The organism is Kribbella sp. NPDC054772 (genome assembly GCF_053611945.1).
The window spans coordinates 1-12,681 of sequence record NZ_JBSHBJ010000039.1; the positions used below are offsets into that span (position 1 = coordinate 1).

The following is a 12,681-nucleotide window of genomic DNA, read 5'->3' on the forward strand; positions in this document are numbered from 1 at the left end:
GTGGGCCCCCCCCCCCCCCCCCGCGCGCCCGGGCGGGCCCACCCCCCCGCGCGTGAGCACCCCCCACCATAAAACCACATCGAGACCTTCCCTCCAGCGCGGCGAGGCACTCCGCCGAGCACCTGCTCGCGACGGCGCAGGGATCCCAGACGCCCTCCACGGTCAGTGTCGCAGCCCACTGTCTGACGTGGCCGCTAGGGTGACAGCAACTACTGAGAGGAAGGTGATGGCAATGCCCGATCGGCTGACGTCGCTCGACCTCACCTTTCTCAAGGCCGAGTCGCCGGCCACCCCGATGCATGTCGGGACGGTCGACATCTTCGAGCCGCCGGTGCACGGCGACGAAGGGTTCGACTACGAGAGCCTGGTGGCGCTGATCCGCGACCGGATCGCGTTCGTGCCGCGGTACCGGCAGCGGGTCCAGCAGATCCCCGGCCGGTTCGCCGGGCCGGTGTGGGTGGACGACGAAGAGTTCGACATCACCTTCCACGTCCGCCGCTCCGCGCTGCCCCGCCCGGGCACGCACGCGCAGCTGCTCGAGCTGGTCGCCCGGATCATGTCCCGGCGGCTCGACCGGGCCCGGCCGTTGTGGGAGATGTACCTGGTCGAGGGTCTGGAAGGTGACCGGTTCGCGATCATCGCGAAGTCCCACCAGGCGCTTGTCGACGGCAACAGCACGGTCGACATCGGTCAGGTCGTGCTGGACGCGACCGCGCACCCCAGGGACACGCCGACCGACACCTGGCAGCCCGACCACCCGCCGTCCGCTCTGGAGCTGCTCGCCGGCGTGTTCATCGACGCGGGCCGGCATCCGACCGGGGCCCTGGAGTTGGCTCGCGCCGAGATCGCCAGCCTGACCGGTTCGACTTCGGTCCGCGAGGTGCTCGGTGACGTGGTCGGTTCGCTGGTCGCGCAGCGGCACGCACAGGACAGCACGCTGCACGTGAAGACGTCCGGTCAGCGCCGGTTCACCACCGTGCAGACCGACCTGGAGGACTACCGGACCGTCCGGGCGATGCACGGCGGCACCGTCAACGACGTGATCCTCGCCGTGGTCGCCGGTGCGCTACGGGCCTGGATGATGACCCGCGGTGAGGGCGTCGGCCCGACCCGGAGTGTGCGCGCGGTGGTCCCGGTCAGCATCCGCGACGACGAGGACGAGGAGCCGACCTCGCTCGGCTCCCGCGTGATCGCCTCCACGGTGAACCTGCCGATCGGGGAGAACTCCCCGGTCATGCGGCTGCACCAGATCTCGTACCAGACGAAGGTGCACAAGGACACCGGCCGCGCGGTCAGCGCCCGCTCGCTGGTCGGCATCGCCGGGTTCGCCCCGACGACGCTGCACGCGCTCGCCGCCCGGGTCGCGACCACCACGGTGCGGCCGATCGACGACGTGGTGATCACCAACGTGCCGGGTCCGCAGTTCCCGCTGTACGCGCAGGGTGCCCCGATGCTGGCGTCGTACCCGGTGGTTCCGTTGATGCCCGGGCAAGGGCTCTCCGTCGGCGTCACGTCGTACGACGGCAAGGTGTACTACGGTCTGAACGCGGACCGCACCGCCATGCCGGACCTCGCTGTTTTCGCCCAATGTGTGACCGATGCGCTGGACGAGTTGCTGGACACCACCAAGGGCAGCCGGAACCGGGCCTCCCGGGGCCGGAAGAAACCCCGCGGTACCAACAAGAAGGCGGGTTCATGAGGGTCTACATCCCATCCACGCTCCGGTTGCTGAGCGTGGCGTGCAACGCTGGGGAGATCGGTCCGGCCCCGCTGACGGCGTACGGCGTGACCCCGGCGCTGCGGGAGTGGTACGCCGACGGCGACGACGAGGAGCTGGAGTACGCCGCGATGGCGCAGGCGGCCCGCGCCTCGGTGGGACTGCTGGCCGACGATTCGGGGACCGCTCGGCGACGCGTGGTGATCGCTGCCGAGGTGAGCGCCGTACCGCCGGCCGACGGGTCGGTCGAGCTCGGTGACGCCCGGCTCGAGCTGCACGTGGTGATCCCGTGGCGGCTGGTGGCCTCGGTGCACCTGGACGCGGCCGACGCGGTCCCGGTGGTCGGGAAGGCCGCGGACCTCTGGGAGGCCGCTCAGAACGGCAACGACGACGCGGTGTTCGCCCTGGATTCGTGCGAGGGTGAAGACCTGATGTGGTACGCGACACAGGAGATTCCAGATCTGCTCGCGGCGGAGGGGCCGCGGGGGCGGAACGGATCAATCTGACGGGAGCTGATGGCGATGCAGGCGATCTGGAAGGGGGCCATCTCGTTCGGGATGGTGACGATCCCGATCAAGGTGTTCTCCGCGACCGAGGAGAAGGACATCTCGTTCCGCCAGGTGCACGTCGCCGACGGGGGCCGGATCCGGTACAAGCGGATCTGTTCGATCGACGGCGAAGAGGTGCCGTACTCCGACATCGGCAAGGGGTACGAGATGCCCGACGGCCGGATGGTGGTGCTGGACTCCGACGACTTCGCGGACCTGCCGCTGTCCAGCAAGAAGGTCATCGACGTGCTCGAGTTCGTGCCGGCGGACCAGGTCGACCCGCTCTACCTGGGGAAGTCCTACTACCTGGCCGCTGACGGTGGTCCGGGCGCGAAGCCGTACGTACTGCTCCGGGACGCCCTCGAGGGCTCCGAGCTGTACGCGCTGGTCAAGGTCGCGTTGCGGTCCCGGGAGAGCCTCGGGCTGCTCCGCACCGTGGACGACGTCCTGGTGCTGCAGGTGATGCTGTGGCCGGACGAGATCCGGGACAAGTCGTTCGCGGCGCCGTCCGAGGACGTGGAGATCCGGTCCCAGGAGAAGGCGATGGCGTCGTCGTACATCGACACGCTGCGCGGTGAGTTCGACCCGGATCAGTACCACGACGAGTACCGCGTGGCGCTGGAGAAGGTCGTCGAGGCGAAGGCCGAAGGCGTGCCGCTGCCGGAGTCCGAGGAAGAGGAGACCGAGGGCGCCGAGGTCGTCGACCTGGTCGCTGCGCTGCGCGCCTCCGTCGAGGCCGCCAAGGCCCGGCGTGCGGGCGGTGGCGCCGCGGACGCCGAGCCGGCGAAGAAGGCACCGGCCAAGAGGGCCGCCGCGAAGAAGGCGCCGGCTAAGAAGGCTGCCGCCGCCAAGAAGGCGCCGGCCAAGAAGACCGCCAAGAAGGCCACGAAGAAGTCGGCCTGACTGGGCTGAGGGGGGAGTCGCATGACCGATCTGCCGGTACAGCCGACGACGACCGAGATCCCGAAGGACATCTCCGAGATCCCGGACGATCCGAGCGCGGTCGTGGTGAAGCCGGGGGCGTACCTGCTGGAGCTGATCCCGATCCCGGTGTCCGACATCGAGCGGGCCAAGCAGTTCTACACCGAGCAGTGCGGCTTCCACCTCGACGTCGACGTGACGCCGGCCGAGGGGGTGCGGATCATTCAGCTCACCCCACCGGGGTCGTTCTGCTCGATCAGCCTCACCACCGGGCTGGACCAGTTGGCGATGCCGCCCGGTACCCAGCGCGGCCTGCACCTGGTCGTGAAGGACATCGAGGCGGCTCGCCAGGAGCTGATCGGGCGCGGCGTCGAGGTCAGCGAGACCCAGGACATGGGAGGCGTGTTCTACGCCTGGTTCGAGGACCCGGACGGCAACACGTGGGCCCTCCAACACATGCCGTGGCGCCGCTAGCACCTGGTTGTCCACAGGGGCTACCAGTCGGGTTCGTGGTCCGGGGGTACGGCGTGGCACGATGCAGAGGTCACGGGTTGCGCCGGCCATCCGCACCGGTCCCTGCCCGCACGGTCCACCACACGATCGAGGAGTCCGCAGCATGGATGCCGTCACCGCCGTCCCGACGCCCGCCAACGAGCCCGTCAAGGGCTATGCGCCCGGTTCGGCCGAGCGCGCGAGCCTGGAAGGGAAGCTGAAGGAGCTCACCGCGGCCGGTGCGATCGACCTGACCTGCACCATCGGCGGCGAGCAGAAGCTCGGCGGCGGCGCGCGGGTCGACGTGGTGCAGCCGCACAAGCACGCGCACGTCCTCGGCACCCTCGGCAACGCGACCGAAGCGGACGGTAAGGCCGCTGTCGACGCGGCGCTCGCGGCGGCGCCGTCGTGGCGCTCGCTGTCCTTCGACGACCGCGCCGCGATCTTCCTGAAGGCCGCTGACCTGCTCGCCGGCCCGTGGCGCGACACGCTGAACGCGGCCACCATGCTCGGTCAGTCGAAGACCGTCCAGCAGGCCGAGATCGACGCGGCATGCGAGCTGATCGACTTCCTCCGGTTCAACGTGGCGTTCGCGCGGCAGATCGTCAGCGACCAGCCGATCTCGTCCCCGGGCGTGTGGAACCGGGTCGACTACCGGCCGCTCGAGGGCTTCGTCTACGCGATCACCCCGTTCAACTTCACCGCGATCGCCGGCAACCTGCCGACCGCGCCCGCGCTGATGGGCAACACCGTGGTCTGGAAGCCGTCGCCGACGCAGCAGTTCGCGGCGCACTGGACGATGCGGCTGTTCGAGGCCGCGGGCCTGCCGGCCGGCGTGATCAACCTGGTCACCGGTGACGGCCTCGAGGTGAGCAAGGCCGCGCTGACGCATCCGGATCTCGCGGGCATCCACTTCACCGGCTCGACGAAGACGTTCCAGTCGCTGTGGGGGACGGTCGGGACGAACATCGCGGCGTACAAGACGTATCCGCGGCTGGTCGGCGAGACCGGCGGCAAGGACTTCATCCTGGCGCACCCGTCGGCGGACCCGGCGGTGCTGAAGACCGCGATGGTGCGGGGCGCGTTCGAGTACCAGGGGCAGAAGTGCTCGGCGGCGTCGCGTTCCTACGTGCCGCGCTCGGTGTGGAACCTGATCAAGGACGACATCGTCGCCGAGACCGAGTCGCTGACGATGGGCGACGTCACCGACCTGTCGAACTTCATCGGCGCCGTGATCGACGACCGCGCGTTCGCCAAGCACAAGGCCGCGCTGGACCGCGCCCAGGCGACGTCCTCGATCGACGTTGTTGCCGGTGGCACCTATGACGACAGCGAGGGGTACTTCGTCCGCCCGACGCTGCTGGTCTCCGACGACCCGACCGACGAGATCTTCACCACGGAGTACTTCGGCCCGATCCTCGGCGTGCACGTGTACGACGACGCGGACTACGCGACCGTGATGAAGAACATGGAGCACTCCGCGCCGTACGGTCTGACCGGCGCCGTGATCGCCCAGGACCGGCACGCTGTCGCCGAGGCCGCCGAGTACCTGCGCTTCGCGGCCGGCAACTTCTACGTCAACGACAAGCCGACCGGCGCCGTCGTCGGCCAGCAGCCCTTCGGCGGCGCCCGCGCCTCCGGCACCAACGACAAGGCCGGCTCGATGTGGAACCTGATCCGCTGGGCCTCCCCGCGGTCGATGAAGGAAACCTTCGCCCCGCCAACCGACTACCGCTACCCCCACCAGGGCTGAGTACCCGCCCCACCGGCGCAGCGGGCGGGGCGTGCGGGCTGGTCGAGTGTTGGGGGCTTGCACAGGAACTGGTGGGTTGAGACCTGTTATTTCCTGTGCACGGTCACTGGTTCCTGTGCCCGGACACGGCAGCCGTCCCAGCCGGAGATATCGGGGTGCGGTGGGCTGAGCTGGGTGCTTATGCTCGGCGGCGTGACTGGCGGCGAGGGGAGCGTCTCTCGGGCCGTGCTGCGTGCGCTGGAGCCGGAGGGTGACCACCGTGACCTGGCCCGTGTGTTGTTGCGGGCGGGGTGGACGCGGTGCGGGGCGGGGGACTGGGCGGTCGCTTATCGGTCGCCGGACGGTCGTGTTGCGGCGCGGATCAGTCCGTTCGACCCGGCCGGGCCGTACACGGCCGCGTTGTATCGAGAGGCGGCGCACACACGCCAGGTCCCACGGCTCCTTGCCCATCGTCGGTTGGCGGGCGGCGGGGATCTGCAACTGCTGGAGTGGCTCGAACCGGTCGCTCCGGATCAGGCGGCCAGGTTCCATCGAACCCTGGCCGACCGCGCTCCCGAGCTGGCCGAGCTCGCGGACGTCGTACGCCGGGTGTACGAGCGGGGACAGCTGGAGCTGCCGTGGTTCGCGCCGCGGCTGGACGACAACCCGGACAACATCATGCGGACCGCGGACGGTCGGCTCGTCGCGGCGGACCTGTTCAGCGCGGACGGGCCCAGGCTCTACGCGGCGGTGGTCGACGACCCTGATCTGGTCGTGGCGCGGATCCCCGAACGCGAGCGGCGTTTCATCACCGAGATCCCGCTGACCAACACCGGCCCCCTGGGCGCCCGAGGTCCGGCAAGCAATGCGTACCGGCCTAGCGGCCGCCGACGCCCGGGCCCGCTGACAGCTGTTCGGTACGTCGGGTCGGACCCCGACTGGCGGGTTCTGGGTCCGGTGCCGGGCTGTAACGCGCCACCGGGTAAACAACCGACCAGCAGGCAGACGAGCGGGACAGACCGGGTTGCGTGGTCTGCGGGGTCAGGCGGTTTGGGTGAGTTCTTGGGTGGGTGGGTCTACCAGGAGGGCGGAGCCGCACGCGGTGCAGATCCATTCCGCCGGCTCGTCGACCTGGTAGTCCGCGGGCTCGAGGCGTTCGAACGGCATGACCGTGGCGCAGAAGGCGCAGTACTGGTCGGTGTCGGGGGCCTCGACAGATGTGGTGCGGTCGCGATTCTTGCGCAGGGAACTTCGCATGACGACGGTCACCTCCGGTGCGACTCTTGATTTCAGGTTGCCACCGGAGGTGATCAGGTCAGCGCAGCGACACGGCTTACTTCGCGCTCCACTCGCGGCCGAGGTCGTGTTCCTTGACCAGGCCGGCGCGGATGGCGTCGACGACGATTGGCTCGAGCTTCTTCCCGATCAGCGGTACGGCGACCTTGACGTCGAGCTCGATCGCCTGGACGGTCTGCGCGCCGTTCGGGGTGATGCTCGCGGTGCCCTTCAGCGTGACCGGGGTGTTGCTGATCTCGCCGGACACGTCCGCCTTCCGTGAACCGTCGGCGGCGGGTGCGTGCCAGGTCTCGGTCTGGACGACGGTCAGCGTCTCGCCGACGAACTTCCGGGCCATGTCCGGAATGTCGGTGGCCGGCATCTTGCGCTGGACCCGGACGATCGTGTCGGCGCCTGATGTGCTCACCTTCACGTCGTACGACAGCGCCTTGGTCTTCTCGCAGGCCTGCTCGCGGAACGTGGTGTCGGTGACGATCGCGAACACTTCCTCAGGGGTGGCGTCGTACGACGCCGACAGCTTCAGCTCCATGCGGCCATCATGGCATTACACATCGGTCACCGGCGTGAGCGTGCGGGTGTCAGTCGGAGTTGAGCCAGACCCACACGTCCGGGGTCGCCGGCACTCCCGCGGTTTCGAAACCCTGCAGTACCGCCTGCTGATTCGCCTTCAGCACTCTCTGGTCACCTAGCTGACCGGTCGCGACCAGGTCCTTGAAAGCGTTCACGAGCCGGTCCTGCGTGGGTCCGTCGGTGCCCGGCGCGTAGGCGTTCGCCAAGGTGTCCAGGGCGTCGTACGGCGCGTGCACGCTGTACCCGTACTCGCGGCCGGGATCGTCGCCGCTCGGTCCGTAGTCGTAGAACTCGGTGAACGTGATGCCCTTGGCGCGGTCCGCGGGATCGATCGTCAGCGACAACGTGAAGATGCAGTCGCTCGGCTGCCGGTGGACGCGCAGCAGCGTCTCGCGCCACGCGGACCCGTAGCTGCGGAACACGACACCGGCCTCGGTCAGCCAGCCGGCGACGCGGTCCCGGACCTCCATCGGGCGCCGCGGCGTCAGCTCGCCACGGTCGGCGAGTACGCGCCAGGCGGCGACCACGGCGTCGTCCGGGGTGAGCCGTTCGTCGACGGGGCCGACCCGATTCGTCAGCCAGGCTTGGAGTTTCGCGATCTGGTCGTAGCCGAACTGCAGTTGGTAGAGCGCGTCCCGCCAGTTCTCGTCCGCTGGGCCGTACCCCTCCTGGAAACCCAACTGTTTGGCGTACGCGTCGATCGAGAACGAGATCGTGGCGACCTGATCCGGCCGGGTGTCGACGGTGACGAGGGTCTCGCGGCGGTCGGTCCCACGGCTGCGGTGCCGGGTGTCGATCCCGGCCTCGTGGCACCAGGTCTCGAAGAGCTCGCGCAGCGCGCCCTGGCCGGCCAGCGGATTGATGGTGCCTTGGGCAACCAGTTCGTCGAGGACCGCAACCAGACGGTCCTCCGGGTCGCCCGGCGTACCGCGGTCTCCCTCGAGGTAGGTGGTGAGGCGGGGCAGTTCGTCGTACCGGATGCCGGTTCCGAAGCTGTAGCCGATGATCTCGGTGGGTCCGCGGTACTCCTCGGTGAACGAGAACTCGTCGGCGTCGCCGGGGGTCCAGAACGCCACGCTGACCGTGACGCTCCTTTCCGTGCCGGGCTGCGGGACGACGGCGAGGATGTGTTCGCGGCGGGTACGCCGTCCGTCGACCTGCCACGTCGACGACAGGCCGGCCTGATGACACCAGCGGCGGACCTCCGAGGCGATGCTCCCGAAGGCGTAGCGATCGAATCCGTCGCGCACGGCCGCGGCCCGGCTGGCGTCGGCGAGCGTGCCGGACTCCTCAAGGTCAGTGCTCGCGGCCTCCCCGAGGAAGGCGGTCAGTGTGGCGAGACCTTCGAGTGGACTGCTGATGACGAACTGGCGATCGCCGCCGTCGATCGTGTACTCGATCCGGTCGTCGATCCGCAGGGTGAGCGTGCAGTCGGCGCGCTCGAAGATCGTCGTCACACTGCGAACGTACCGCCGTCAGGGGGCCGCGTTGAGCAGATCAAGCGCGGACTGCTGACGCGCGGCATCGAGCTTGTCGACCGGTCCGTACCACCGCAGTCCGTACTGGTCCATCGGCGTACGGTCCGCGGTGAACGCACGATCGGCCTGGCGTTGCAGGTAGGACGTGTACGGATGGTCGGAAAGCGCTGCATTGAGTTTCCCGAGGCCCCGCGAGTACGCGCCCTTGAACGACGGGCCGTCACCGCCGCAGTCGCCGCTCTCGCACGGTTCGCGCAGGATGCCGTCGGCGGTGTGCAGCGAGGCGGCCGTCGTCCCCGCGTCGGCGAGCTGCCGCGCGGTGGTCAGGTACGCCGAGTTGTTCGTTGCCTTGGACAACTCGGTGAGCGCACCGATGAGGACACCTTGGTTGTACGTCCACACGGTCTGGCCGTTGTTCTTGCAGGTGGCCTTGTCGAGGCCGTCGTTGACCAGGTTCGAGCCGTTGATCATGCCGCTCTGCTGGAACCATGTCCATCCGGCCTGCGCGCGCTGCAGGTACGTGCTGTCGCCTGAGATCCGGGTGTGCAGTTGCGCGCTGAGCTGGATGTAGAGCGAGTTCGTGATCGCGTTCTTGTACGTCTTCGCCTCACTCCACCACACGCCGCCGCCACAGGTGTTGTCCCAGTACGCCGCCATGTGGTCGGCGTCCACACGCGCGGTCTGCAGGTACCTCGCATCACCGGTCAGGTCGTACGCCGCGACCCACGCGAGACCCCACCACCCGGTGTCGTCGATGTAGTCGTTGCGGAACTGGCCCTCGAACTGGTTCAGGTTCAGGTCGTACGTGCGCGCGATCGCGTAGTCGTAGCTGTGCATGCCGCTGACTCGGATGTTGTCGATCAGCGCGTTGAGGGCGTTGGCCGAATTCCACCAGCCGGTGGTGTCGAACAGGCCGGTGCTGAGGTTGTAGTCCTGCATCAATGCGGTGGCAGCCGCGGTGCGGCGGTCCCAGGCGTTCCAGGTCGGTCGCGCCCACGGCGTACAGGCGATGTCGGCGCGGTCGCCGGCCTTGCCGCAGGCGCGGAGAGCGCCGACGCCGAGGGTGTTCCAGTCGTCGGCGTTGTACATCAGGGTGCGCCAGCCGGTCTGCCCGGCCGGGATCGCGGTGTTGCCGAGGCGGCTGCCGGCGGTCCAGGTGCGGCCGCCGTCCATGGAGCGGTCGAGCCAGACCTCGTCGCCCGGACTGCCGTTCGCGATCGAGGCCCAGCCCATCGCGTCGTCGTCATCGATGTGCAGGGTGATCGTGCGCCCGAACAAGCTGGTGGAGACCGGAGTGCGGTCCTTGGGGGCCAGGGCGGGGTCGCGAGCGTCGCAGTACTTGTTGCAGATCGTTGCCTGAGTGGACATGTTCACCGGTGGGGTCTCGGAGGCCGGCGCCGGTAGGGGCGCGCCGAGCGGTGCAATCAGCAGGGCAATGCTGGAAACGATTCCAACGGACATCACGGATCTCCCTGGGGCGGTAGGAAGAAAGCGGTGTCACTGAAGGTAAGGGCCGGACTGCACCCAGTCAAGAAGTCAGGGCGGCGTCAGGAAGTCAGGACAGCAGCAGGGTGGCGAGGACGATGGTGGTGAGCAGGACTGTGGCAGCGATGGTGACCCGGCGGCCGCGGGCGCAGCGGCGGTGCAGGGCGGTGCGGTCGGTGCGAGTCGCGCACGGGTCGAATCCGAGGCCGTCTGCGGGGGCGAGCACGCTCCCGAGTCGCGCCAGTACCGGCCGGCGCTCCGCCTCGCGGGTCGCCTCCTGGACGACGCGCCGCCGCATGAACTCGCGGTGCCTGGTCGCCGGGACGCGCAAGTCCGACGCCACGACGAGGCTGGACGGCAGCTCGAGCTCACCCGGCAGCTCGAGCCCCGGCGGGAGCGCCCGGTGGACCACCGCGTGCGCCGCGGCCACCCGCCTCGCCCGGCTGATCGCAGGCGGGAGGATCAGATAGGCGAGGTGGACCAGTGACCGGTAGTCGTCGAGCAGCAACGCCTCGATCAACGGTTCTTCCCTGGTGGGACCGTGCACCGGTCCCGGGACGATCGGTGTCTCGACCGTGGCGGACATGCAACTCCTCGACTTGGCGTACCCCTAGGGCAACGAATGACTAGCTGACCGGTCACGGATTGGTCGGTTAGTCTCCGTGTCATGAGCACTGGTGACGGGGTGGCGGGGCAGTGGGGTGGGGTCGACGTGCATTTCGGCGAGGAGGGCGGGCGGCTCACCTACGGCAGCTATCTGCGGCTGACCGAGCTGCTCGATCAGCAGCGGCTCGAGTCCGAGCCGCCGGCGCACGACGAGCTGCTGTTCATCACCATCCATCAGGTGTACGAGCTGTGGTTCAAGCAGATCCTGCACGAGCTGACGGCGTCCCGCGACGCGATGCTGTCCGGCGAGCTCTGGCTGGCCGAACACCTGCTGCGCCGCGTGCACACCATCGAACGGGTGCTCACGCAGCAGGTCGACGTACTGGAGACGATGACGCCGCAGGACTTCGGGGAGTTCCGGCATAGGTTGTCGCCGGCGTCCGGGTTCCAGTCGGTGCAGTTCCGCGAGATCGAGTTCCTGTCCGGCGCGAAGGACCCGTCGTTCGTACGCCGGTTCCGCGGCCTGACCGAGGCGGAACAGGAGCGCCTGCGCCGCCGCCTCGACGAACCGACGCTGTGGGACGCGTTTGTCGAAGTAGTACGGGCCGGCGGTTTCGACACCACCACCGAGGACAACCTCCGCGGTGCCTTGCGCAAGATCGCCGGCAACCGCTCGCAGTACGCCGCCATCTGGGAACTCGCCGAAGCCCTCCTCCAACACGACGAACTCGCCGCCGCCTGGCGCGCCCGCCACGTCGTCATGGTCGAACGCATGATCGGCACCAAACCCGGCACCGGCGGCTCCTCCGGCGCCAACTACCTCCGCAGCCGCCTGGACCTCCGCTACTACCCCCTCCTCTGGAACCTCCGCAGCAGTTTGTAGTCCTCCTCTCACCCGCGCGTACTTCGCGAGCGCCCGTCGGAGGTGAAGTGGTGGTGCGACGACCACGGGTGGCTCTGTCGCCGGCGCCAGGTGCGTTCGCCCGCAGTTGTTATCGGCTGCCTTCTCGGGTGCGTGCCGCCCGTGGCGGGCGGGTACATGTCTTCGGGCCGGCGGGCTGGTTGGGCTGCTGGTGTGGTGGCCGGCGCGCTAGGGTCGCGGCCGACGAGTCGGGGTCAGGGAAGGGCGGGTGTGGTGAAGCTCTACTCCGATGTGGGGGTGCAGCGGGTTGGGCAGGTGGTGGGGGATCTGGTGTTGGTGGGGTGGGTCTGGCTGTGTGTTGAGCTTGGGCTGCTCGTGTACCGGGTCACGAATGCGTTGGGGACGCCGGGGCGGAAGGCGGCTGAGGCTGGGGACGGGTTGGCGGGGGATCTGCGGCGGATGTCGGAGCCGATCGGGAAGGTGCCGGCGGTGGGGGACCAGTTGCGGGCGCCGATCGACGGGGCTGCAGGTGCGGCGGGGAAGTTGGCGCAGGCGGGGCGGGATCAGGCGCATGCGGTCGAGCAGCTCGCGTACCTGCTGGCGGGGGTGACGATCGCGTTGCCGGTGCTGTTCGCGGTGCTGATCTGGCTGCCGCGGCGGATCCGGTTCGCGCGGCGGGCGAGCGCGGCGCAGAAGTTCATCGACAGTGCGGCGGATCTGGATCTGTTCGCGCTGCGGGCGATGGCGAACCAGCCGATGCACAAACTCGCGCGGATCTCCGACGACCCGGTCGCCGCCTGGCGCGAAGGCGACCGCACGGTCATCACCGAACTCGCCACCCTCGAACTCCGCACCACCGGCCTCAAACCACCCCCGCCCTGAACCACCCGACGGGAGCCCGCTTTGTGGAAAGAAAGGACCGTCTGGTGGCCAGAAGTTTCCACGAAGGCTCGCCCGGGGCTTAACTGCGGCTT

Annotated in this window: 12 protein-coding genes; 8 read left to right on the forward strand and 4 right to left on the reverse strand. The window is 69.0% G+C overall.

The annotated features are described in order from the left end of the window. Positions 1-232 precede the first annotated feature (232 nt). From ACWGID_RS36320 to ACWGID_RS36345, 6 genes are all read left to right on the forward strand, one after another. Positions 233-1,699 carry a WS/DGAT/MGAT family O-acyltransferase gene (locus tag ACWGID_RS36320; RefSeq protein ID WP_452203893.1) on the forward strand — a complete coding sequence of 489 codons (1,467 nt, stop codon included), beginning with the start codon at positions 233-235 and terminating at the stop codon, positions 1,697-1,699. Beyond that, on the forward strand, positions 1,696-2,223 hold the full coding sequence (locus tag ACWGID_RS36325; protein ID WP_452203894.1) for a DUF6912 family protein: 528 nt from the start codon (positions 1,696-1,698) through the stop codon (positions 2,221-2,223). The genes ACWGID_RS36320 and ACWGID_RS36325 overlap by 4 nt, the downstream gene beginning before the upstream one ends. Positions 2,224-2,238: 15 nt before the next feature. After that, a complete protein-coding gene (gene ku, locus ACWGID_RS36330; RefSeq protein ID WP_452203895.1) occupies positions 2,239-3,168 on the forward strand; it encodes a non-homologous end joining protein Ku in 930 nt (309 codons plus the stop codon). 21 nt (positions 3,169-3,189) lie between these two features. Beyond that, positions 3,190-3,660 (forward strand): VOC family protein, encoded by a 471-nt coding sequence (locus ACWGID_RS36335; protein WP_452203896.1) that lies wholly within the window; start codon positions 3,190-3,192, stop codon positions 3,658-3,660. 142 nt (positions 3,661-3,802) lie between these two features. Then, positions 3,803-5,431 (forward strand): L-glutamate gamma-semialdehyde dehydrogenase, encoded by a 1,629-nt coding sequence (gene pruA, locus ACWGID_RS36340; RefSeq protein ID WP_452203897.1) that lies wholly within the window; start codon positions 3,803-3,805, stop codon positions 5,429-5,431. 192 nt (positions 5,432-5,623) lie between these two features. Further along, positions 5,624-6,697 carry a hypothetical protein gene (locus ACWGID_RS36345; RefSeq protein WP_452203898.1) on the forward strand — a complete coding sequence of 358 codons (1,074 nt, stop codon included), beginning with the start codon at positions 5,624-5,626 and terminating at the stop codon, positions 6,695-6,697. 46 nt (positions 6,698-6,743) lie between these two features. On the opposite strand, the gene ACWGID_RS36350 is transcribed toward ACWGID_RS36345, so the two are convergent. The 4 genes from ACWGID_RS36350 to ACWGID_RS36365 all read right to left on the reverse strand — a co-directional run bounded on the left by ACWGID_RS36350 (position 6,744) and on the right by ACWGID_RS36365 (position 10,825). Next, complete coding sequence (locus tag ACWGID_RS36350; RefSeq protein ID WP_452203899.1) at positions 6,744-7,235, reverse strand: DUF2505 domain-containing protein; 492 nt, start codon at positions 7,233-7,235, stop codon at positions 6,744-6,746. 49 nt (positions 7,236-7,284) lie between these two features. Beyond that, positions 7,285-8,733: a hypothetical protein gene (locus tag ACWGID_RS36355; RefSeq protein ID WP_452203900.1), complete on the reverse strand. Its 1,449-nt coding sequence runs from the start codon at positions 8,731-8,733 to the stop codon at positions 7,285-7,287. Positions 8,734-8,751: 18 nt separating this feature from the next. After that, entirely contained in the window at positions 8,752-10,215 is a 1,464-nt protein-coding gene (locus ACWGID_RS36360) for a glycoside hydrolase family 76 protein (protein ID WP_452203901.1), read from the reverse strand. Between the two features lie 94 nt (positions 10,216-10,309). Beyond that, positions 10,310-10,825, reverse strand: coding sequence for a hypothetical protein (locus tag ACWGID_RS36365; protein ID WP_452203902.1), 516 nt, complete (start codon positions 10,823-10,825; stop codon positions 10,310-10,312). An 81-nt stretch (positions 10,826-10,906) separates the two neighbouring features. On the opposite strand from ACWGID_RS36365, the gene ACWGID_RS36370 reads away from it, so the two are divergent. Next, positions 10,907-11,728, forward strand: coding sequence for a tryptophan 2,3-dioxygenase (locus ACWGID_RS36370; protein WP_452203903.1), 822 nt, complete (start codon positions 10,907-10,909; stop codon positions 11,726-11,728). A 249-nt stretch (positions 11,729-11,977) separates the two neighbouring features. Continuing rightward, a complete protein-coding gene (locus tag ACWGID_RS36375; protein ID WP_452203904.1) occupies positions 11,978-12,589 on the forward strand; it encodes a hypothetical protein in 612 nt (203 codons plus the stop codon). Positions 12,590-12,681: the final 92 nt, after the last annotated feature.